The sequence below is a fragment of the Denitrificimonas halotolerans genome (genome assembly GCF_034259425.1).
Classification (GTDB): Bacteria; Pseudomonadota; Gammaproteobacteria; order Pseudomonadales; family Pseudomonadaceae; genus Denitrificimonas; species Denitrificimonas halotolerans.
Genome location: NZ_JAXIVU010000028.1, coordinates 1 through 20,874, shown reverse-complemented (window position 1 = coordinate 20,874; position 20,874 = coordinate 1). Strand labels below are relative to the sequence as shown.

Below are 20,874 nucleotides of genomic sequence, written 5' to 3'. Positions count from 1 at the left end.
CAGCCTGTCAAGTTTAATTTTTAAGATTTTTCCTTAAGAATCAAACTCTTACGCTAAGCAGTTATTACTGTGTTTGCCTAACGAGGTGCGCATTCTACAGGTTTTTAAAAAGCTGTAAAGCCTTTTTCAAAAACTATTAGTCTCAACCCCAGACACCCCTGCAGAAGAGGCAGAGCTTCTCTACAAATACAACCTATCTTGAGCAAAGCAGACAATTAAAACCAGCATTAATCGTCTATCTGGCCCGCCCTGCAGGATTTGAACCTACGACCTTTCCCTTAGGAGGGGAATGCTCTATCCAGCTGAGCTAAGGGCGGCGAACTTTTGGCATCCAGAACTAAATTACTTAAAATGTAATTATTGTTCAGCTACAACAACGAATAATCATACCTATATAGATAGTAATTGTCATGCGCCACGGCCAAATTTCAATCTACAAACCCGCCTCTCTATAAGCCTATCAAGTAAAACAATTCCACCGGCGAACTATCATACCCACATACTTTAACCAAACTTATACCCCCCAGACCGACCAAGCAACCCCTTAGCCGCCACAACATCTTTTAGTCCCACCTCAATCAAGCCCTTACAGTTTCAACTCTAACGAGTTTTAAGCTACTGACATTGCCCACATAGATTTCACCGCAGCGATTGACCAGCTTACGGCTGAACTTGTGCAATGCGTCTTTTCTATGGTTAGCGATTTTCGCGTGAATGGTTTTGACTTGGGTTTTATTTCTGGCTCGTTGAGCTATGGCTAGCTTTTCCTCAAGGCACCGATGCGGTCTTGGCCTTTGGTTGGCTCGACCTCCATAGCAACCACAACATTGAAGCACCAGCGGCTACGGGCATCTTCATTGAAACTGGCCGAGTGAAACTTGTATTGGTTCAAGCCGTAGCTGTCCCACACTTTAAAATAATGGCCGCTGTGGTAGACCTGACCATTTTCCCACTGCGCTGCAGTGTATTAACGGGAATCCAGCCCAGCGAACGCCTAGCGCCGCCTGATTTGCGCCAGTTCAGCCGCGCTTTCTTAAACCGCTTACGGCGCGTGACATACTCGCCCGCGATGCACTGTAAGGTCTGATTGTGCAAGCCCAGCCCTTTACCTGCACCCTTAGTTATCAAAAGCAGCCAAAAACACACCACGCTCTTTAATCGAGCGTTGACTTAATTCATTAACAAAATTCCAGACGAAGAAACTGTGTTTTTGAATTCCATGCTCACTTTAGGTCTTTGCTACTAAGTACCGAGGTGCTGTGTTCAGCAGTCAACACCTAAAATCGCTTATTTAATGGCGAAGCTGACCACGCACACCTTCTGGTAGACTTTCCTCCCAAGGTTTCTGTATCACGCTTAGTAAATAGCTTGAAAGGCGTATCAAGCCCCCGACTTAAACAAATGCATCCTGAGTGGGTTAAGTCTGCATACATGAAAAATGCATTATGGAGTCCGGGTTACTATGCTAGCAGCGTAGGCAGAGCGCCTATTGCAGTGATCCCGCAATACATTGAGCAGCAGACAAACCCCCAGTAGGGTTGCAGAAGCAACCCTCGCTATCCAACCTCAAACTAAAAGTGCGAAGTCTTACGCGATTTTGATAAAATACTTTACGACTCCCCATTACATCAACCCACACCAAACCGAAGGTTTCTATGTCTTTCACACTAAGTATGGCAACAGATCCGCATACACTGCTGATTCTGATTGCCGTGGCTTTTATTGCTGGATTTATTGATGCGATTGCAGGAGGCGGTGGCTTACTGACTATTCCAGCATTACTGATGGCCGGTCTACCTCCACACTTAGTCCTTGGCACCAACAAACTCTGCGCCACTTTTGGTTCAGCAACAGCTAGCTTTACTTTTTACCGAAAAGGTTTGTTTAACCCCAAGCAATGGAAGCGCTGTTTATGGGCAACAGGTGCAGGCGCTACGATAGGCGCCATCTTAGCTCAGCAGTTACCAGCTCAGTGGCTAAACCAAATGCTTCCAATTATAGTGTTTGCTTGCGCTTTGTATCTGCTCTTCGGGCGCACTCCTGAAGTCAAAGACAATACAGCCCCCAAGATCAAAACCATACGCCAATACCCACAAGGTTTTACTTTAGGCTTTTATGATGGTGTAGCCGGCCCAGGCACTGGTGCATTTTGGACTGTCAGTACCTTACTGCTCTACCCCCTAGACTTATTACGCGCCAGCGGTGTGGCGCGCTCGATGAACTTTATTAGCAATGGCGCCGCACTGAGTATGTTTATTATCAGCGGAAACGTTGCTTGGAGTGTCGGCCTTAGCATGGGCGTTGCCTTAATGTTAGGCGCCACCGTCGGAGCTCGAGTCGCCATTGGCGGCGGCAACCGTTTAATCCGCCCAGTTTTCATCCTTATTGTGATGACTTTAGCAGCACGTTTAGCTTGGCAACACTGGTTCGGTATAGCCGGGACCTAAACGCTCATTAACATACAAATCTATCAGATACCGAGCAATTGAGTTTTTGGGCGGTAAAAGTGGCAAATCACGCACGTTAAACCATTGCGCATCTTCAATTTCCTCAGGTTCTGGCACTATTTCACCACCGGCATACTCAGCATGAAAACCAAACATCATAGAATGCGGGTAAGGCCAATTCTGACTTCCAACATAACGAATATTTTTAACTTTAACTTTGGTCTCTTCATACACCTCTCGCTCTACACACCCCTCAATCGTTTCATTCGGCTCAGCATACCCCGCAAGCGCACTATACATACCTGGCACAAAACGTGGAGAACGCCCCAATAAAATCTCATCCCCCCGGGTTACAACCACAATCATACAAGGCGACAATCGCGGGTACTGATAGACACGACAAGGCTCACAAAAACGCACCCTATGCTCTGTAGATTGTTGCATCCGAGCCCCACAACTTCCGCAAAAACGGTGTTCACGCGCCCAAGTCCCCATCTGGCTAGCAAAAGCAAGCAAGCGAAATAAAGTAAACTGTTTATCCATCATAAAATGACGCATACTTTCCCAAGCCATGCTAGGCACTTCTACACGCCCTTGTAGCTCAAAAACATAGACTGGCTCACCATTTAAATGCCCCACACCCTGCTCATCAATAATATAACTTGCAAGCTGTTCCCGCAGCCATTCTCGCGGAAAAATCAAACCCTGCTCATTTCCCAGAAACCCCATACGGTAATGTGCGACTGCAAGACCATTAGGTTCCGCTAAGCTCGGCATACCATGTTGCCAGTTTTTATTTTTTTGTTCTGTTGTCGTCATAAGCACCTGCCCAGTTGTTGAATGTAAATACAAATAGCACTGAGTAATAAGACGCGCCAACTTAATCCTAAAACTGTGGCAATGCGCATTTAAGTAAGCAATCACCATCGCAATCAGGTCTAAGCCAACTAGCTTACTTAGACCATCCACAAGCTGCTGACTAGTCTTTAAACTCAGGCTGCTTCTTGCTCATATGTGCAGTCATTGCAATACGTAAATCCTCTGACTGCAACATAACGGAATTCCAAGTTGCAATATAATTGAGGCCATCAGCGATGCTATGGTCACGCATATAGCGAATCATTTCTTTACTGCCTTGCACTGCAATAGGAGATTTCTCAGCAATAGTACGCGCAATGTTAAAAACTCCACCCATTAATTCCTCTTGATCAATGAAAGTACTATTCACCAACCCAATACGGTGCGCTTCATCGCCCAAGACGGTGCGACCAGTATAAGCCAACTCACGCATCATCCCGTCACCGATGATATGCGGCAAGCGCTGCAACGTCCCGACATCTGCAGCCATTCCCATATCAACTTCTTTGATTGCAAACTGTGCGTCAATGGTGCTATAGCGCATATCACAGGCACTAATCAAATCAATAGCACCACCCAGACAGTACCCCTGGATTGCAGCAAGCACTGGTTTAGAACACTCATCGACCGCATTGAAAGACGACTGCAACTCTTCAATTTTACGCTTTAAAGTACGCGCGTTGCGCCCAACCTCCTTACCTAATTGCGCCCCAACTTGCGCCAAATACATCAAATCAATACCCGATGAAAAATGTTTACCCACAGCAGATAGCACTACTACACGCACCTCAGGCGTTTCTTCAATCCATATAAAAATATCGCGAATTTCAGTCCAAAACGCGGCATTCATGGCATTAATTTTTTCTGGACGGTTAATTTGAACATGAGCAATGCCCTCTCGGAGCTCAAGATTAAATGCACTGTATTGAGTCACTGTATGATTTCCTAATGGTTAATTTTTATTATCAAAATCGCGTAAGACCTCGTACTTTTAGTGCGGGATGGATAGCGAGGGCTGCGTAAGCAGCCCCTTAACCCCTTAATAGGCCGCTAAAGTCTTTGCAGTATAGGTTGTGTTGGTATTATATACAGCATGATAAGGCACACCAAAACATTAAAAGTTCGAGTACGAGACAGGCATGTGCCCTTGCTAAACCGCATGGCTCGCAGCGTTAATTTCATCTGGAACTTTGTTAATGAGTTAAGTCAACGCTCGATTAAAGAGCGAGGTGTGTTTTTGTCTGCTTTTGATACGCATCCCTACACTAAGGGCGCAGGTAAAGAGCTTGTGCTGCAAAGCCAAACCTTGCAGTGCGTTGCAGGTGAGTATGTCACACGCCGCAAGCAGTTTAAGAAGGTGCGGCTGAACTGGCGCAAATCAGGCGGTGTAAGCCGCTCACTGGGCTGGATACCCGTCAATACCGGTGCAGCTCAATGGAAAAACGGCAGGCCTACCATAATGGCCACTACTTCAAGGTGTGGGACAGCTACGGCCTGAGCCAATATAAATTCCGCTCTGGTAGCTTCAACGAAGATGCCCGTGGCCGCTGGTACTTCAATGTTGTGGTTGATATGGAGATCGAACCAAGCAAAGGCCAAGACCGCATCGGTATTGACCTTGGCTTAATTGATACAGCTACCTGCTCGGACGGCACCAAGCTGGAAGCGGACCGCTTCTATCGTGGCCTTGAGGAAAAGCTGGCCATCGCTCAACGAGCCAGAAATAAAACCCAAGTCAAAACCATTCACGCGAAAATCGCTAACCGTAGAAAAGATGCATTGCACAAGTTCAGCCGTAAGCTAGTTAATCGCTGCGGTGAAATCTATGTGGGCAATGTCAGTAGCTTAAAACTTGTTAAAATCACGATGGTCAAGTCAGTGCTGGACGCTGGCTGGGGTCAATTAAAAACAATGCTGGACTATAAATGCGCTCACGCAGGCATTGTTTTTAAGGAAGTAAACGAGGCATACACCACCCAAACCTGTTCGAATTGTGGCAGTTTGCCCGAGTCGAGGCCGAAAGGTATCGCAGGACTTGGAATAAGAGAATGGACGTGCAATGGGTGTGGTGTCACCCATGATCGCGATATCAACGCGGCACGTAACATTCTGGCGGCTGGGCATGGTCGTCTAGCAGTAGGAATCCTCGTCCTTTAGGTCGGGGAGGATATCAACTACACGTCTATCTTCCTGCGGCACTCACTATAACAAGCAGCATAACAATGTCGACGCCGTTCTGATTGTCACTATAGCGCTTAAAGCAATCAATACGCCCTAAGAAATATTTTGATACACTTATACACAGTTCGATCCATTGCCCGAATGTGGGTGGATCTTTTTAGGGAAATACTATCAATGTCCAATACTTTTGCCGGCGCTTTGGGGCGCAACTTCCTGGGGCAGTCACCCACTTGGTATAAACAAACAATTGTCTTCTTTTTAATCCTTAACCCCTTTGTCCTCCTGAGTTTAGGCCCTGCGGTAGCTGGTTGGTTATTGGTGGCTGAATTTATTTTTACTTTGGCAATGGCGCTTAAGTGTTATCCACTACAACCTGGGGGCTTACTGGTTGTAGAAGCTATCGTAATGGGCCTAGCTACTCCCGACGCTCTATACGCAGAACTGTTACAAAACTTCCCTGTGATTCTGCTATTGATGTTTATGGTCGCGGGTATTTACTTCATGCAGGAACTCCTTCTGACAGTGTTTTCACAGATTTTACTCAAGGTTAAATCTAAATCACTGCTCAGTTTATTATTCTGCGCCTTAGCTGCTTTTCTTTCTGCCTTTCTTGATGCTCTAACGGTTACCGCCGTACTCATCAGTGTTGCTGTAGGGTTTTATTCGGTATACCACAAGGTTGCCTCAGGCAAGAGTCCCCGCGAGGATAGTAACTACGGTTCAGATACTGAAGTTATCGAACTTCACCGTGAACATTTAGAAGAGTTCCGCGCTTTTTTACGCAGTTTGTTAATGCATGCAGCTGTTGGTACGGCTTTAGGAGGTGTAAGCACCATTGTTGGTGAACCTCAAAACCTCCTGATTGGTAAAACTATGGGCTGGGACTTTGGCGAATTCTTTATGCATATGTACCCTGTAGCCATGCCAGTATTTTTTACTGGGCTGTGTACTTGCTTGCTGCTAGAGAAAATGAACTGGTTTGGCTATGGAGCTAAATTACCACGCCCAGTACGTAAAGTACTGGCTGATTTTGACCAAGAAGAGCGCAAGCGTCGCACCAGTTCACAGAAAGCAGCTCTAGTTATTCAAGGTGCCGCTGCTATTGTCTTAATGCTTGGTTTAGCATTTCATGTCGCTGAAGTAGGCCTAATTGGATTACTGGTAATTGTCTTGATAACATCGTTAAACGGAATTACAGACGAAAATCAAATCGGTCGCGCTTTTCAAGACGCACTCCCTTTTACCGCCTTACTCGTAGTGTTCTTTGCTGTAGTTGCTGTCATTCAAGAGCAAAGCTTGTTTGCACCTGTTATTGGCTGGGTGCTCAGCCTACCCGTTGATCAACAGCCTTCGATGTTATTTGCAGCCAACGGTATCCTCTCAGCAATCAGTGATAACGTGTTTGTTGCCACTATTTATATCACTGAGGTAGAAAAAGCGTTTGCTGCTGGACAGATGAGTCGCGAACACTTTGACCTATTAGCCATCGCTATCAACACAGGGACTAACTTACCCAGTGTTGCCACGCCAAACGGGCAAGCAGCTTTCTTGTTTTTACTGACCTCAGCGATTTCACCTCTGATACGCTTATCTTACGGCCGGATGGCTTATATGGCATTCCCCTACGCTGTAATTATGAGCTTGGTCGGTTGGTGGGCCGTGACACACTGGGCTTGATATCCCCCCGACTAAAGAACAAGGATTCCTACTGCTAGACAACCATGCACGACCGCGAGAATATTTCGCGCCGCATTTATATCGCGGTCGTGAGTGGCACTGCATCCACTGCACGTCCACTCGCTTATTCCAAGCCCTGCAGTACCTTACGTTCTCGATTTGGACAGGCTGTCATAGGGTGTATCAAGTCGCAAACTAAAGCAGGTACACCCCGAGCTGGCAAACCTGCGCACATGAAAACACACTGTAGAGTCCCAGTTATTACACAAAGAGAGTGTCGGCGGTGCGCCTTTTACAGTAATCCGACAATATATTGAGCAGCAAAATATTGAGCAGCAAACAAGCCCTCAGTAGGACCGCTTACGCACACTAAGCCATCCATCTTCGCACTCAAAGTACAAAGTCTTGCACACCCCAATAAAAAGCTGCACACCTAAATCATTCAGTGTGCGGCCTTATTTTTAGTAGGATACAGCAATCAATCCCAGACTAGCTCTTTCCCGCTAGCTTGCTTTATACGCTCTATAAACTGTTGATGCGCTTCTAACTCTTCTTCTGTCGGCGCCAGTACAGTTAACGGCGGCCTATCCATTGCAATACGCTTGATTGCGGTTGGACGAACATAACCAGAGCCATCATCCCCACCATCACCAGCCAATGATAAGTGGGTCTGCCCCCCCGTCATGGCCAAATACACTTCCGCTAGAATCTCAGCATCAAGTAAAGCACCATGCAGTTCGCGCCCAGAGTTATCCACTCCATAACGCTTGCACAAAGCGTCCAAGCTGTTGCGTTGCCCTGGGTGACGCTCACGTGCCATAACCAAAGTATCTAAAACGGTACAGTGGCCAGCAGTAATATCGGCACGCTCCTTCTGGCCTAATAAAGCATACTCATTATTGATAAAGCCAATATCAAAGGGAGCGTTATGAATGACCAGTTCAGCCCCTTGAATAAACTCATAAAACTCGTCAGCAATATCTTTAAAGCGCGGCTTGTCTTTCAGGTACTCATCAGTAATTCCATGAACAGCAATGGCGCCCTCATCAATTTCACGATCTGGCTGAATATAAACGTGATAATGACGACCCGTAAGCTGTCTACCGACAATTTCCACGCAACCAATCTCAATAATGCGATGCCCATCCGTAACCGGCATACCTGTCGTTTCTGTATCTAAGACAACATATCTCACACGATAACCTCCTCTGCACCACGATTGGCCAAAGCATCAGCTCGCTCATTTCCTGGATGCCCTGTATGTCCGCGCACCCACTCCCACTCAATCTCATGGCGAGCCACCTGCTCATCCAATCGCTGCCAGAGATCTACATTTTTCACTGGGCGCTTGGCTGAAGTTTTCCAACCTCGCTTTTTCCAATTAGGCATCCACTCTTGAATCCCTTGCATAACATACTTTGAATCAGTGACCAGACGCACTGCACAAGGTCTTTTCAGCTCAGCCAATCCACGAATTGCGGCCATTAGCTCCATACGGTTATTGGTTGTTTCGATTTCCCCCCCCCATAATTCTTTTTCTTTGCCCTTGTACACCAACAATGCACCCCAGCCACCAGGTCCTGGATTCCCTTTACAAGCACCATCGGTAAAAATCTCCACTTTATCTGTCATATTCTTCGCTATGTTTAAAGTTTTTTGGATAAGGCGTATGCGCAGTAACCGCGGTAGTTCGTAATTTTTGTAAAGCCACTTTAGATGATTGCATCTTTGGATGCATACCATGCACCATTTTACGCGCCACCAACATATAACATCCACCCAAGGGGAGCTGTCGAGCAACCGCATAGTGCTCTAAACGAGCCAATTTATTTTGCAGTTTACTGGCTGTTAATAAAGGTATATAAGCAGCATAGCAACGTTTTTCCACGCTAAAGCCGAGAACACTAAGCCAGTCAGTAATACGCGCAGGCGCTAAATAATGAGCGTCCTTCCAAACATTGCAACTTAAGAAACGGTACACACCGAATAAGCTCCAAGTATGGCTGCCTACAATAATTAAGTGCCCCCCTGGGCGTACACAATGTGCGGCCTCACGCAGTACATCATGCGGAGAGCGAGCAAAATCTAAACTATGCTGCAGCACAACCACATCCACTGCATCGGCAGCCACGGGCCACTTATTTTCAGTACATTGCATTTCCACATTGATCTGCGGATCACCTATGCTGACACTCTGCCTAATACTAGGGGCTGCAACAATAGGAACTACAGGGTTGTAATGCAAAATATAACTGCCAAAATGACGAACTAATTGTGCTTCAAGCAGCTCTCGCTCCATTTTCCCTAGCAGCTGCCCCTTTGCCGTTCTAAACCAATGTGCTAAAGGTTGAGCTCGATTTTTATGCGGACGCGATAAGAAATTTAAAAATCGCTGTAATTTCATAAACCGATACCTGCTTGATCTGTTGTATTGGGAAATACACGCCCCCCAACATGTTAAGCTTGTTTAATTTGCCATCAAGGAGCATCACATGCTGACCTTTACCGCCCTGCCCGCATTTAATGATAACTATATCTGGCTGCTGCAAAACACCCAGCGCCTGCAGTGCGCAGTGGTTGATCCTGGTGATGCACAGCCAGTCTTAACTTGGTTAGCAGAAAACCCTCAATGGCAACTCACAGACATCTTGATCACTCATCACCATTATGATCACGTAGGCGGAGTCACACAGTTAAAGCAAGCCACTCAAGCACGAGTAACGGGCCCCGCTCGCGAGAAAATTCCAAGCTTAGACCATCCAGTGGATGATAACGCTATCATTAATGTTCTGGGCTCTACCGTACAGGTTTTCGCTGTACCAGGACATACCTTAGGTCACGTAGTTTATTATTGCCAAGATACCTATAAACAACCTTGGCTACTCAGTGGTGATACTTTATTTGCCGCAGGTTGTGGCCGTATGTTTGAAGGAAGTTCCGAACAGATGTTTACTTCACTCGAACGCCTAGCGGCTCTACCAGATCCTACCTTGGTGTACTGCACACATGAATATACTTTAAGTAACCTACACTTTGCTCAGGCTGTCGAACCTTACAACACTGATATACAAACACGTATTACTGAGGTCACCGCACTGCGTAAAGCAGACAAAATCACCCTGCCGAGCAACTTAGCTTTAGAAAAGCGGACTAACCCTTTTCTACGCTGCAAAGTACCAGCAGTTATTCAAGCAGCAGAGCAACATGCGAAAATGCGCCTAACCGAAAACCATGCGGTATTCGGCTCGCTTCGATCATGGAAAGATACATTTTGAGAGCTGCGTTTCACTGTTCAACTTGACCATACAACTAAACACTTTCTAGAATTGCGCATATTTTACGAGACTCACTGCCTAATGCTCATTATTAATCGCTCTTTTACTACTGTACTCAACCCGCTACGCCGTACGACCTTATTGAGTGCCCTTTTAGTGAGCACTCTTTTTGCTACAGGTTGCCAATCCTTTAATGCCGTAGATGAACCAATAAGTATTAGGGCCTCCAACAGTCAAGCCAGTAAAAATACAGTTGTGACTCATGCAAAAAATGCCCGCAACTGGAAAGCATCTGTACTCGGCAATGAAGTAGATATATGGCAACGTATTCGTGATGGTTTCCAACTCCAAGGTTTAATGGATACCAACCCTCGGATTGACCAACATCGTTTATGGTTTGCCAGCCGCGGCCGCTCCATTGAAATCATGTCAGAACGCAGCAGCCCTTACATGTACTACATTGTTGAAAATCTAGAAGCGCGTGATATGCCTCTAGAGCTAGCCTTGCTGCCAATGATTGAAAGTGCTTATGACCCACTAGCTTACTCACGCTCCCATGCCGCAGGCTTATGGCAATTCATCCCCTCCACCGGTCGCCACTTCAAGCTCAAGCAATCCCATTGGTATGATGCTCGCCGCGACATTATGGCGTCAACCCAAGCTGCGCTCGATTACCTGCAATATTTAAACAACATGTTTAATGGTGATTGGTTGCTGGCTTTGGCTGCTTACAACGCAGGGGAAGGAACCGTTAGCCGTGCGATTGAACGCAACATCGCTCGCGGCTTACCAACTGACTATTGGAACCTCAGTCTGCCAGAAGAAACCCAAGGTTATGTACCTAAACTGCTGGCAGTATCTCAACTGATTAATGCTCCAGACGCTTACGGCCTAGCGCTACAACCTATTGCAAATGAGCCTTATTTCACTCAAATTCCTCTCAAACAACAAACAGATATCAAGCGCCTAGCCCAGCTGGCTAAAATTGATAAGGCTGAGCTACTTAAACTGAATCCAGCCTACAACCAAGGCATCACATTAGACGGCCCCAAACACCTACTTGTACCTAAGGATCATGCAGAAATCTTGACTGTTAAACTGGCTCAAATGAAGCCCAGCGAGCTGGTGCAATGGCACAAGCACAAGGTACGTCGAGGTGATAACCTGTTGCGTATTGCTGGCCAATACAATGTGTCTATATCCCTTATTCAAGAACTCAACAACCTGAATGATCACAATCTCAGCATTGATCAAGAACTCAATATCCCTGTAAGTCCAGGTGCGACAGTTATCGCACAAAACACTCAGCAAGCCAGCGCAAAAACAACCTATACTGTACGCCCTGGCGATAGCTTGTCACAAATTGCTGCGCGCCATAATGTGTCTGTTGCGCAAATTAAAAACTGGAACAAGCTTTCATCTAACACCATTAAAGTCGGTCAAAGTCTTGCGTTAGCCGTCAACAGCAATACTGTAAAGCGCGCAAAAGCGTCTCATTATAAGGTGCGTCCTGGCGATTCATTATATGCCATAGCCAAGCGACACAAAATCACTCTTGAACAACTAAAAAATTGGAATCCTAAAACCAGTACTCACCTAAAACCAGGCCAAACTCTAGCGCTCTACCTGTAGTTATACTAGGGTATTCATAGGAATCATGTGACACTTTACACGTCGTGCAGTGCTGTAAAGCACTCTCACCTTGTAGGCTTATCGAATAAACTTACTGCGAAATTATCGTGTTACTGCTCTTAATGAAGGATTGATGGTTATGCGCGTATTTTTTTACATCCTTGGCGTGCTTTTATTGAGCCATCATGCGTTTGCTGATGTAGTGACCAGTCACGGCTATGCACAGTTCGGCAAACTCAAATATAGTGCTAACTTTACTCATTTTGACTGGGTTAACCCTAAGGCCCCCAAAGGCGGGACTGTACGCCTGATGGGTTACGGCTCCTTCGATACCCTCAACCCTTATACTTTAAAAGGCAACAGCCCTATTTCAACTGCAGACTTTGCTAGCTATGGCATCAGCGAACTCAACGAACCATTAATGGTTGGCAGTGGACTCTATGATCCTTCAGGTGACGAGCCCGCCAGTGCATACGGTTTAATAGCAGAAAGCGTACAATACAATAAAAGCCGCAGTTGGGTAGTCTTTAATCTGCGTAAAGAGGCTCGCTTTCATGATGGCACCCCCATTACAGCCAAAGACGTTGCCTTCTCTTACCGTACTCTATTAACTCAAGGTCACCCCCAATACCGCACTTACCTGCAAGAAGTGCAGCGGGTTGATATTCTTGCCCCTCACCGCATTCGTTTTGTTTTTAAACGTGAAGGTAACCCTTTGTTGATTTTACGCATCGGTGATTTACCAGTCTTACCAGAACACTACTGGCGTGATAAAGATTTTAGTAAAACCACTTTCACTCCACCATTGGGCAGTGGCCCCTATAAAATAACTGAGGTCAAACCCGCTCGTAGTTTGGTCTTCGAACGCGTCAAAAATTGGTGGGGCGAAGACCTAGCCGTCAACCGTGGCAAATATAACTTTGATAAAGTCATTGTAGATTTTTATCGTGATAAACACGTCGCTTTTGAAGCTTTTAAAGTCGGCAGCTTTGATTTTTATATAGAACACCAAGCTAAAAACTGGGCTAGCAATTACCGTTTTCCATCCATCGCCAAGGGTGAAATTATCCGCGCTGAAATTGAACACAAAATCCCAACGCAAACCCAAGCCTTATTCATCAACACCCGCAGAGTCCAATTTCACGACAGGGCAACGCGCGAAGCCTTAACTTTACTATTTGATTTTGAGTGGGCCAATCGTACTTTATTCAATAGCGCTTACACCCGCGCACAGAGTTATTATCCAAACAGTGATTTTTCTGCGCGTGATATTCCTAAGGGTAACGAGTGGCTACTGTTATCTAAGTGGCGTACAGAGCTGCCACCTGAGTTATTCAGACAACCTTTTGTACTCACACCAACAAACGGTCGTGGTATTCCACGAGATACATTGCGCAAAGCTCTAGATTTATTAGCCCAAGCCGGTTGGAAAACCACCTCCCATGGTTTAAAAAATCGACATGGTGAACAACTGAAATTAGAAATTCTACTGCTGAATCCTCGTCTAGAACGTATTTTGCAGGCCTACCTCAACACACTGAAGCGTGTAGGTATTGACGCCACAATGCGCACTGTAGACCGTGCTCAATATAAACAACGTTTGGATAATTTTGATTTTGATATCACCTTATTAACCTTGCCACAAACCTTGAGTCCAGGATTAGAGCAATGGCAGTATTTCCATTCATCCCAAGCTAATGTTAAGGGCAGTAAAAATTATGCTGGAGTAAACAGCCCCGTAATTGATGATTTATTGGAACAACTGCTCAAGGCTACTAGCTATCGCGAGCAACGCACTGCAACACGCGCCTTAGACCGTGCTTTACTCTGGAACTACTACAGCATTCCAAATTGGTATATTAGTCATCATCGAATTGCTTACCGAAACCGTTTTGACTTTGTACACACCCCTCCCTATACCTTGGGCTTACGAGCATGGTGGTTAAAACCTACGGAGAATCACTAATGTTAACTGTGTTACGCAACAGTTGTTTGTCACTTGCTTTTTTAATATGTAGCGCTAATGCTTGGGCCGCAGCGCAGCATGCTATGACGCTCTATGATGAAGCACCTAAATACCCTAGTAATTTTACCCATTTTGATTACACCAACCCCCAAGCTCCTAAAGGTGGAACCTTACGTTTAGCTGGCCTCAATGGGTTTGATAGCCTTAATCCTTTTATTCCTAAAGGTAATGCTGCCGATCGCATTGCCCTCATTTACGACACCCTAACCTACCACTCCGCCGATGAGCCTTTTACTGAGTACGGTTTGCTAGCCGAACGTATTGAAAAAGCTGATGACAATAGTTTTGTACGTTTTTACTTAAACCCCAAAGCACGCTTTCATGATGGCAAACCTGTCACTGCTGAAGATGTACGCTTTACTTTCAACACCTTAGTCGAAAAAGGTCATCCACTATATCGCCACTACTATGCTGATGTTGCTGAAGTTGTAGTGGAGAATCACCTACAGGTGCGTTTTGATTTTAAACACAATAACAACCGTGAACTACCCTTAATCCTTGGCCAGTTACAAATTTTACCTAAGCACTGGTGGGCCAAGCGTGACTTTACCAAAACCAGTTTAGAAGCCCCTTTGGGTAGCGGCCCTTACCGCTTAACCCGTATTGATGCAGGCCGCAGTTTACGCTACGAACGCGTGGATGACTGGTGGGCTAAAGACCTTCCCGTCTCAAAAGGCTTGTACAACTTTGATGTAATTCATATTGATTACTACCGCGACATGGCCGTAGCGCTAGAAGCGTTTAAAGCCGGTCAATTTGATTTCAATCTAGAATATTCTGCTAAAGACTGGGCTACAGGTTACGACTCGCCGGCCTTACGCAACGGTAAAATCATTAAAAAATCCGTAAAAAACCATAATCCAGTGGGCATGCAAGGCTATACCTTCAACATACGCCGCCCAATGTTCAAAGATGTTCGGGTGCGTAAAGCCATTAGTTTATTATTTGATTTTGAATGGACCAATAAACAACTATTTTATGGTTCTTATACTCGCACCCACAGTTTTTTTGAAAACTCTGATCTTGCAGCTCGTGGCTTACCATCAGCAGCTGAACTGGAAATCTTAGAGCCTTTACGCGATTCCATCCCCGACGAAGTTTTTACTCAAACCTTTAAACTACCTGTCAGCGATGGCAGCGGTATTATTCGTGAGCGACGCTTAGAAGCATGGCGTTTACTCAAAGAAGCCGGTTATCGCATCGAAAATGACCGAATGGTTAACGCCCAGGGTGAACCGCTAACTTTTGAATTCATTATTGCTCAAGCGAACTTAGAACGCGTGCTACTGCCTTTTAAACGCAATCTAGCAGAGCTCGGCATAGAAATGACCATTCGCCGCACTGATGTCTCACAGTACATTAACCGCATGCGCTCACGGGACTTTGATATGACCTCCAGTATTTGGCCGCAATCTAACTCCCCAGGCAATGAACAACGAGACTTTTGGCACTCAAGCAGTGTCGATAACCCAGGTAGCCGAAACTTCATTGGTTTAAGTGATCCTGCTATCGACAGCTTAGTAGAAGGTTTAATTAACGCTCCAAATCGAGAACACTTAATCACCTATGCTCGTGCATTAGACCGTGTACTGCTATGGGGGCACTATGTTATCCCCAATTACTTTATTGATAGTTGGCGCATTGCCTACTGGGAGCATTTAGCGCGACCTGCAGTAGCGCCTTTATATGACTATGGACTGATGACATGGTGGCGCAAACCCAATATTGCAAGCCCTGAAACTGAGGCCAAATAAACTCATGCTAGCGTATATTATTCGGCGATTGTTGCTGATCATTCCCACCTTGCTGGGCATATTAGTGGTGAATTTCATTATTATTCAGGCCGCTCCTGGTGGCCCTGTAGAACAGATGATTGCTAAGCTAGAAGGCTTTGATGCCGCTGCAGGTGGTGCCACAGGACGGATTTCAGGGGGGGGGTCTGAGGTTTCCAGCTCCTCCTCAGCCAATTATCGAGGCGCACAAGGACTGGACCCAGAGTTAGTGCTGGAAATTGAGCGTATGTATGGCTTTGATAAGCCCCCTATTGAGCGCTTTTGGATCATGTTGAAAAATTATGCACGTTTTGATTTTGGCGATAGTTTTTTTCGCGACGCTAAAGTCATAGACCTCATTTTGGAAAAGATGCCAGTGTCCATATCTCTTGGATTGTGGAGCACGCTATTAATGTACTTAATCTCTATCCCTTTAGGGATCAGTAAAGCTGTACGCCATGGTAGCTCTTTTGATGTCTGGACCAGTTCAGCTATTATTTTAGGTTATGCTATTCCTGCCTTCTTATTTGCTATTTTACTGGTAGTCGTCTTTGCTGGTGGTAGCTATTTAAGTTGGTTCCCCTTGAGAGGCCTAACCTCCAATAATTTTGAAGATTTAAGCGTATTAGGGAAAGTACTTGACTATTTCTGGCACCTAGCACTACCTGTAACGGCCTTAGTCATCGGCAACTTTGCGACTTTGACCTTACTGACTAAAAATAGCTTTTTAGATGAAATCAACAAACAATACGTCACCACCGCTCGAGCTAAAGGTTTGCCTGAAAACAAAGTGCTCTATGGCCACATTTTTCGCAATGCCATGCTAATCATTATTGCCGGCTTCCCTGCAGCTTTCATTGGTATGTTCTTTACCGGCTCATTGCTGATTGAAGTGATTTTTTCTTTAGATGGCTTAGGTCTGCTTAGTTTTGAAGCAGCCATTAACCGAGACTATCCAGTGGTGTTTGGCACTTTATTCTTATTTACTCTACTAGGCCTATTAGTTAAGTTAATCGGAGACATCACTTACACCCTAGTCGATCCGCGCATTGATTTCAGCAGCAGAGGGAATTGATATGGCTCTCTCTCCCATTAATCAGCGCCGGTTTACCCGTTTTAAAGCCCACAAACGCGGCTGGTATTCACTTTGGATCTTTTTGATTTTATTTGTCTTATCCTTAGGTGCAGAGCTTATTGCTAATGATAAGCCCCTCATCGTACAGTACGATGGTGATTTCTACTTCCCTGTTGTTAAACGTTATCCAGAAACCACTTTTGGTGGCGAGTTCCCCTTGCAAGCGAATTATAAAAGCCCCTATATCCAAGAATTAATTGCAGAAAAGAATGGTTGGATGATCTGGCCCATCATCCCTTTTAGTTACGAGAGTATTAACTATGATCTACAGGTACCAGCGCCGGCACCACCCTCACTGCAAAACTGGTTAGGTACTGACGATCAAGGCCGTGATGTAATGGCACGGGTAATTTACGGTTTCCGCATCTCAGTACTCTTTGCCTTAACACTCACGTTAATCAGCTCACTAATTGGTGTATTTGTCGGGGCTTTACAGGGTTTCTATGGTGGTTGGGTTGACCTTGTTGGCCAACGCTTTTTAGAAGTTTGGTCGGGGCTACCGGTGTTGTACTTATTGATTATTATGGCTAGTTTCATTCAGCCAAACTTTTGGTGGCTGTTGGGCATCATGCTATTGTTCTCGTGGATGAGCTTAGTGGATTTAGTGCGAGCAGAGTTTTTACGCGGTCGTAATTTAGAGTATGTGCGTGCAGCCCGCGCTTTAGGCATGCAAAACAGTGTCATTATGTTCCGCCATATTTTACCAAACGCCATGGTATCCACTATCACTTTCTTACCCTTTATTTTAACCGGTGCGATTGGGACCTTAACTGCTCTAGATTTTTTAGGTTTTGGTCTACCACCTGGATCTCCCTCTTTAGGCGAACTTGTAGCCCAAGGTAAATCTAATTTGCAAGCGCCTTGGTTAGGTATCAGCGCCTTTATGGTCTTAGCATTGATGTTAAGTTTATTAGTCTTTATTGGTGAGGCTGCTCGCGATGCATTCGATCCAAGAAAATAAACCACAAGCACTGGTTAGTATTGAAGACTTGTCTGTTGATTTTCTCAGCGGTACAAACGTGCTGCATGCAATAAAAAACATCAGCTTCAGTATTAATAAAGGTGAAACATTAGCGCTAGTAGGCGAAAGCGGGTCAGGGAAATCTGTCACTGCCCATTCTATTTTACGCTTACTCCCCTATCCTCTTGCTAAGCATCCAAACGGGAAAATTATCTATCAAGGGAAAGACTTACTCAGTAGTTCTGTAGCATCTTTACGTCAAGTACGTGGCCACCGCATTGCTATGATTTTCCAAGAACCAATGAGCTCACTCAACCCTTTGCACAGCATCGAGAAGCAGATCAATGAAGTTTTGATGCTGCACAAAGGTATGAATGCTAAGCAAGCTTCAGCACGCACGTTAGAGCTGCTCAAGCTCGTTGAAATTAAAAACCCTGAGCAACGTATGAGTTCTTACCCGCACGAACTCTCTGGCGGTCAACGCCAACGGGTTATGATTGCCATGGCACTAGCCAATGAGCCGGAACTTTTAATTGCTGATGAGCCCACAACAGCATTGGATGTTACTGTTCAGCAAACCATTTTAAACTTGCTCAAAGACTTACAGCAGCGCTTAGGCATGTCGATCTTGCTGATCAGCCATGACCTCAACCTAGTGCGTCGTTTCGCACACCGCGTCTGTGTAATGCGTGACGGAGAAATTGTTGAGCAAGCATCTTGTGAACAAATTTTTAGCGCACCACAACACCCTTATACTCAAGAATTGCTCGGTGCTGAACCTAGTGGCGAGCCAGTCTCTCATGAGCCCACCAAAATACTTTTGGAAATCAAAGATCTTAAGGTCTGGTTCCCCATTAAAAAAGGTATCTTGCAGCGCACTGTAGATTATGTAAAAGCGGTGGATGGTATTAGCTTTAGCCTACAACAGGGACAGACCTTAGGCGTTGTAGGTGAAAGTGGCTCAGGAAAATCCACTTTAGGCTTAGCTATTTTGCGCTTAATTCAAAGTAAGGGAGAAATTTTTTACCAAGGCCAAGAGATTGGCCAACTTTCACAAAAACAATTCCGCCCTTTGCGCCGTGACATTCAGGTGGTTTTTCAGGACCCCTTTGGTAGCTTGAGCCCAAGAATGAGCGTCTCAGATATCATTGGCGAAGGTTTAAACATCCATAAACTAGGTAATGCCACAGAACAAGAGCAAGCCATTATCGAAGTATTACATGAAGTGGGGCTCGACCCAGAAACACGTTATCGCTATCCTCACGAGTTTTCAGGGGGGCAACGGCAACGTATTTCTATTGCTCGCGCCTTAGTGCTCAAGCCTAAGTTAATTATTTTGGATGAACCCACCTCCGCCCTTGACCGTACAGTACAGCGCCAAGTGGTTGAGCTACTACGTGACTTACAACGTAAACACAACTTAACTTATATATTTATTAGCCACGACTTAGCAGTGGTCAAGGCCTTAAGTCACCAACTATTGGTGATGCGCCAAGGTCGTGTCGTGGAACAAGGTGTGGCAAAAAATATTTTTTCTGCACCACAGCAAGATTACACACAGCAGTTGTTAGCAGCGGCTTTTATCAATAGCCCTGCACAACTGTGACAATTGACTCAAAAAAAGGAAAAAACCATGGGTTTTATGACCGGTAAACGCGTTTTAATCGTTGGTGTAGCCAGCAAGCTCTCCATTGCTTCAGGTATTGCTGCTGCCATGCACCGTGAAGGCGCAGAGTTGGCTTTCACTTACCAGAATGAAAAACTAAAAGGCCGTGTTGAAGGTTTTGCCGAAAGTTGGGGCTCTTCAGCAGATATGTGCTTCCCGTGCGATGTAGCAAATGATGAAGATATTGAAAATGTATTCATCGAACTGTCGAAAAAATGGGATGGGTTGGACTGCATCGTGCACTCAGTAGGTTTTGCCCCTAGCGACCAGTTGGACGGAGACTTCACTGAAGTAACTAACCGTGAAGGCTTTAAAATTGCCCATGACATCAGTGCTTACAGCTTCATTGCACTGGCCAAAGCTGGCCGTGAAATGATGAAAGGTCGTAATGGTAGCCTACTGACACTGACTTATTTAGGTGCAGAACGCACAATGCCGAACTACAACGTGATGGGTATGGCAAAAGCGAGCTTAGAAGCAGGTGTACGCTATTTAGCCGGTAGTTTAGGCCCAGAAGGAACTCGCGTAAACGCAGTTTCAGCAGGTCCTATTCGTACCTTGGCAGCATCTGGTATCAAAAGCTTCCGTAAAATGCTAGCCGCTAACGAAAAGCAAACTCCGCTACGCCGTAACGTAACCATTGAAGAAGTGGGCAACGCAGGTGCATTCTTATGCTCTGATCTTGCTTCAGGCATCAGTGGCGAAATCATGTATGTTGATGGCGGTTTCAATACCACAGCGATGGGCAACATCGAAGAAGACTGATTAAATTGACGCTATTCATTTAGCTATCAAAAACCCTCATCGTTGATAAGTCACTTTGAGGGTTTTTTATTGCACGCAAAATACTAAAAAATATTGTATATAAATATTATTTGATGAAGTTTTAAAATACATTGTTAGAATGGCACGCTCATTTTTAACAATGCGCTTAATGCCATAAGGATCTAACGTGCAAACACCCTCTAAAGCGGGCCGAACGATAAATCCAACTGTGTTTTATACTTCTGCTTGTTTAATCATTGTTTTAGTTTTATTTGCAAGTATTTTCCCTACCACTGCAAAAAACAATTTCGATCACATTCAAACCTGGATCATTGATCATGTTAGTTGGTTTTGTAATCCCCCCTCAAAACCACAGAGGCTATTTGTAGAAAATTCCATTAATATGAACTCAAGGAGTTTTCTATGCGTAAATCAAAATTCACTGAGAGCCAGATTATGGCAATTCTCAAACAAAATGA

General features: G+C 45.2%; 22 protein-coding genes, 1 tRNA gene and 1 pseudogene. 14 read left to right on the top strand and 10 right to left on the bottom strand.

Going from position 1 to position 20,874, the window contains the following annotated elements:
- Positions 1–240: 240 nt before the first annotated feature.
- From TOI97_RS12625 to TOI97_RS12610, 4 genes are all read right to left on the bottom strand, one after another.
- Positions 241–317 (bottom strand) — tRNA-Arg (locus TOI97_RS12625).
- Between the two features lie 261 nt (positions 318–578).
- A complete protein-coding gene (locus tag TOI97_RS12620) occupies positions 579–755 on the bottom strand; it encodes a transposase (protein ID WP_407651357.1) in 177 nt (58 codons plus the stop codon).
- A 2-nt stretch (positions 756–757) separates the two neighbouring features.
- On the bottom strand, positions 758–892 hold the full coding sequence (locus TOI97_RS12615; RefSeq protein WP_321554493.1) for a hypothetical protein: 135 nt from the start codon (positions 890–892) through the stop codon (positions 758–760).
- Positions 889–1,095, bottom strand: a complete 207-nt coding sequence (locus TOI97_RS12610; RefSeq protein ID WP_321554489.1) for a hypothetical protein — start codon at positions 1,093–1,095, stop codon at positions 889–891. The genes TOI97_RS12615 and TOI97_RS12610 overlap by 4 nt, the downstream gene beginning before the upstream one ends.
- 102 nt (positions 1,096–1,197) lie before the next feature.
- On the opposite strand from TOI97_RS12610, the pseudogene tnpA reads away from it, so the two are divergent.
- Positions 1,198–1,536: pseudogene (tnpA, locus tag TOI97_RS12605) on the top strand (IS200/IS605 family transposase); the annotation flags it as partial.
- Positions 1,537–1,655: 119 nt separating this feature from the next.
- Positions 1,656–2,447 carry a TSUP family transporter gene (locus tag TOI97_RS12600; RefSeq protein ID WP_321554488.1) on the top strand — a complete coding sequence of 264 codons (792 nt, stop codon included), beginning with the start codon at positions 1,656–1,658 and terminating at the stop codon, positions 2,445–2,447.
- On the opposite strand, the gene nudC is transcribed toward TOI97_RS12600, so the two are convergent.
- Both nudC and TOI97_RS12590 read right to left on the bottom strand, forming a co-directional pair.
- Positions 2,409–3,266: an NAD(+) diphosphatase gene (gene nudC / locus TOI97_RS12595; RefSeq protein ID WP_321554491.1), complete on the bottom strand. Its 858-nt coding sequence runs from the start codon at positions 3,264–3,266 to the stop codon at positions 2,409–2,411. The two genes, TOI97_RS12600 and nudC, sit on opposite strands and share 39 nt — an antisense overlap.
- A 160-nt stretch (positions 3,267–3,426) precedes the next feature.
- On the bottom strand, positions 3,427–4,239 hold the full coding sequence (locus TOI97_RS12590) for a crotonase/enoyl-CoA hydratase family protein (protein ID WP_321554487.1): 813 nt from the start codon (positions 4,237–4,239) through the stop codon (positions 3,427–3,429).
- A 225-nt stretch (positions 4,240–4,464) separates the two neighbouring features.
- Between TOI97_RS12590 and TOI97_RS12585 the strand changes: the two genes are divergently transcribed.
- From TOI97_RS12585 to nhaB, 3 genes are all read left to right on the top strand, one after another.
- Complete coding sequence (locus TOI97_RS12585; protein ID WP_321554486.1) at positions 4,465–4,803, top strand: hypothetical protein; 339 nt, start codon at positions 4,465–4,467, stop codon at positions 4,801–4,803.
- Complete coding sequence (locus tag TOI97_RS12580) at positions 4,740–5,462, top strand: RNA-guided endonuclease InsQ/TnpB family protein (protein WP_321554485.1); 723 nt, start codon at positions 4,740–4,742, stop codon at positions 5,460–5,462. Before TOI97_RS12585 ends, TOI97_RS12580 begins: the two co-directional genes overlap by 64 nt.
- Before the next feature lie 198 nt (positions 5,463–5,660).
- Positions 5,661–7,163 carry a sodium/proton antiporter NhaB gene (gene nhaB, locus TOI97_RS12575; RefSeq protein WP_321554484.1) on the top strand — a complete coding sequence of 501 codons (1,503 nt, stop codon included), beginning with the start codon at positions 5,661–5,663 and terminating at the stop codon, positions 7,161–7,163.
- Positions 7,164–7,174: 11 nt separating this feature from the next.
- On the opposite strand, the gene TOI97_RS12570 is transcribed toward nhaB, so the two are convergent.
- From TOI97_RS12570 to TOI97_RS12555, 4 genes are all read right to left on the bottom strand, one after another.
- Entirely contained in the window at positions 7,175–7,291 is a 117-nt protein-coding gene (locus TOI97_RS12570; protein ID WP_321554490.1) for a zinc ribbon domain-containing protein, read from the bottom strand.
- Between the two features lie 350 nt (positions 7,292–7,641).
- The gene (gene dnaQ / locus TOI97_RS12565; protein ID WP_321554483.1) at positions 7,642–8,358 is read right to left on the bottom strand and encodes a DNA polymerase III subunit epsilon; all 717 of its coding nucleotides are present in this window, start codon (positions 8,356–8,358) and stop codon (positions 7,642–7,644) included.
- Positions 8,355–8,795 (bottom strand): ribonuclease HI, encoded by a 441-nt coding sequence (gene rnhA, locus TOI97_RS12560; RefSeq protein WP_321554482.1) that lies wholly within the window; start codon positions 8,793–8,795, stop codon positions 8,355–8,357. The genes dnaQ and rnhA overlap by 4 nt, the downstream gene beginning before the upstream one ends.
- Positions 8,785–9,567 carry a methyltransferase domain-containing protein gene (locus TOI97_RS12555; protein WP_321554481.1) on the bottom strand — a complete coding sequence of 261 codons (783 nt, stop codon included), beginning with the start codon at positions 9,565–9,567 and terminating at the stop codon, positions 8,785–8,787. Before TOI97_RS12555 ends, rnhA begins: the two co-directional genes overlap by 11 nt.
- A gap of 88 nt (positions 9,568–9,655) precedes the next feature.
- Here TOI97_RS12555 and gloB point away from each other — a divergent pair, with 88 nt between their 5' ends.
- The 9 genes from gloB to TOI97_RS12510 all read left to right on the top strand — a co-directional run.
- Entirely contained in the window at positions 9,656–10,438 is a 783-nt protein-coding gene (gene gloB, locus TOI97_RS12550) for a hydroxyacylglutathione hydrolase (RefSeq protein WP_321554480.1), read from the top strand.
- Between the two features lie 81 nt (positions 10,439–10,519).
- The gene (locus TOI97_RS12545) at positions 10,520–12,070 is read left to right on the top strand and encodes a lytic transglycosylase (protein WP_321554479.1); all 1,551 of its coding nucleotides are present in this window, start codon (positions 10,520–10,522) and stop codon (positions 12,068–12,070) included.
- A gap of 139 nt (positions 12,071–12,209) precedes the next feature.
- Positions 12,210–14,036 (top strand): extracellular solute-binding protein, encoded by a 1,827-nt coding sequence (locus tag TOI97_RS12540; RefSeq protein WP_407651356.1) that lies wholly within the window; start codon positions 12,210–12,212, stop codon positions 14,034–14,036.
- Positions 14,036–15,850: an extracellular solute-binding protein gene (locus TOI97_RS12535; protein ID WP_321554477.1), complete on the top strand. Its 1,815-nt coding sequence runs from the start codon at positions 14,036–14,038 to the stop codon at positions 15,848–15,850. Before TOI97_RS12540 ends, TOI97_RS12535 begins: the two co-directional genes overlap by 1 nt.
- 4 nt (positions 15,851–15,854) lie before the next feature.
- A complete protein-coding gene (locus TOI97_RS12530; protein WP_321554476.1) occupies positions 15,855–16,943 on the top strand; it encodes a microcin C ABC transporter permease YejB in 1,089 nt (362 codons plus the stop codon).
- 1 nt (position 16,944) lies between these two features.
- Positions 16,945–17,964, top strand: coding sequence for an ABC transporter permease (locus tag TOI97_RS12525; protein ID WP_321554475.1), 1,020 nt, complete (start codon positions 16,945–16,947; stop codon positions 17,962–17,964).
- A complete protein-coding gene (locus TOI97_RS12520; RefSeq protein ID WP_321554474.1) occupies positions 17,942–19,570 on the top strand; it encodes an ABC transporter ATP-binding protein in 1,629 nt (542 codons plus the stop codon). Before TOI97_RS12525 ends, TOI97_RS12520 begins: the two co-directional genes overlap by 23 nt.
- 27 nt (positions 19,571–19,597) lie before the next feature.
- A complete protein-coding gene (fabI, locus tag TOI97_RS12515; RefSeq protein ID WP_321554473.1) occupies positions 19,598–20,395 on the top strand; it encodes an enoyl-ACP reductase FabI in 798 nt (265 codons plus the stop codon).
- A 187-nt stretch (positions 20,396–20,582) separates the two neighbouring features.
- On the top strand, positions 20,583–20,874 hold a 292-nt coding region (locus TOI97_RS12510; RefSeq protein ID WP_321554472.1), incomplete at its 3' end, for a hypothetical protein.

What these genes read in the sequence shown, in the direction of transcription:
- rnhA (WP_321554482.1), bottom strand. Translation starts at nt 8,795, where the DNA reads ATGACAGATAAAGTGGAGATTTTTACCGATGGTGCTTGTAAAGGGAAT.
- TOI97_RS12530 (WP_321554476.1), top strand. Translation starts at nt 15,855, where the DNA reads ATGCTAGCGTATATTATTCGGCGATTGTTGCTGATCATTCCCACCTTG.
- TOI97_RS12525 (WP_321554475.1), top strand. Translation starts at nt 16,945, where the DNA reads ATGGCTCTCTCTCCCATTAATCAGCGCCGGTTTACCCGTTTTAAAGCC.
- TOI97_RS12535 (WP_321554477.1), top strand. Translation starts at nt 14,036, where the DNA reads ATGTTAACTGTGTTACGCAACAGTTGTTTGTCACTTGCTTTTTTAATA.
- TOI97_RS12580 (WP_321554485.1), top strand. Translation starts at nt 4,740, where the DNA reads ATGGAAAAACGGCAGGCCTACCATAATGGCCACTACTTCAAGGTGTGG.
- TOI97_RS12600 (WP_321554488.1), top strand. Translation starts at nt 1,656, where the DNA reads ATGTCTTTCACACTAAGTATGGCAACAGATCCGCATACACTGCTGATT.
- TOI97_RS12555 (WP_321554481.1), bottom strand. Translation starts at nt 9,567, where the DNA reads ATGAAATTACAGCGATTTTTAAATTTCTTATCGCGTCCGCATAAAAAT.
- nhaB (WP_321554484.1), top strand. Translation starts at nt 5,661, where the DNA reads ATGTCCAATACTTTTGCCGGCGCTTTGGGGCGCAACTTCCTGGGGCAG.
- TOI97_RS12585 (WP_321554486.1), top strand. Translation starts at nt 4,465, where the DNA reads ATGGCTCGCAGCGTTAATTTCATCTGGAACTTTGTTAATGAGTTAAGT.
- nudC (WP_321554491.1), bottom strand. Translation starts at nt 3,266, where the DNA reads ATGACGACAACAGAACAAAAAAATAAAAACTGGCAACATGGTATGCCG.
- TOI97_RS12520 (WP_321554474.1), top strand. Translation starts at nt 17,942, where the DNA reads ATGCATTCGATCCAAGAAAATAAACCACAAGCACTGGTTAGTATTGAA.
- fabI (WP_321554473.1), top strand. Translation starts at nt 19,598, where the DNA reads ATGGGTTTTATGACCGGTAAACGCGTTTTAATCGTTGGTGTAGCCAGC.
- gloB (WP_321554480.1), top strand. Translation starts at nt 9,656, where the DNA reads ATGCTGACCTTTACCGCCCTGCCCGCATTTAATGATAACTATATCTGG.
- TOI97_RS12545 (WP_321554479.1), top strand. Translation starts at nt 10,520, where the DNA reads ATGCTCATTATTAATCGCTCTTTTACTACTGTACTCAACCCGCTACGC.
- TOI97_RS12540 (WP_407651356.1), top strand. Translation starts at nt 12,210, where the DNA reads ATGCGCGTATTTTTTTACATCCTTGGCGTGCTTTTATTGAGCCATCAT.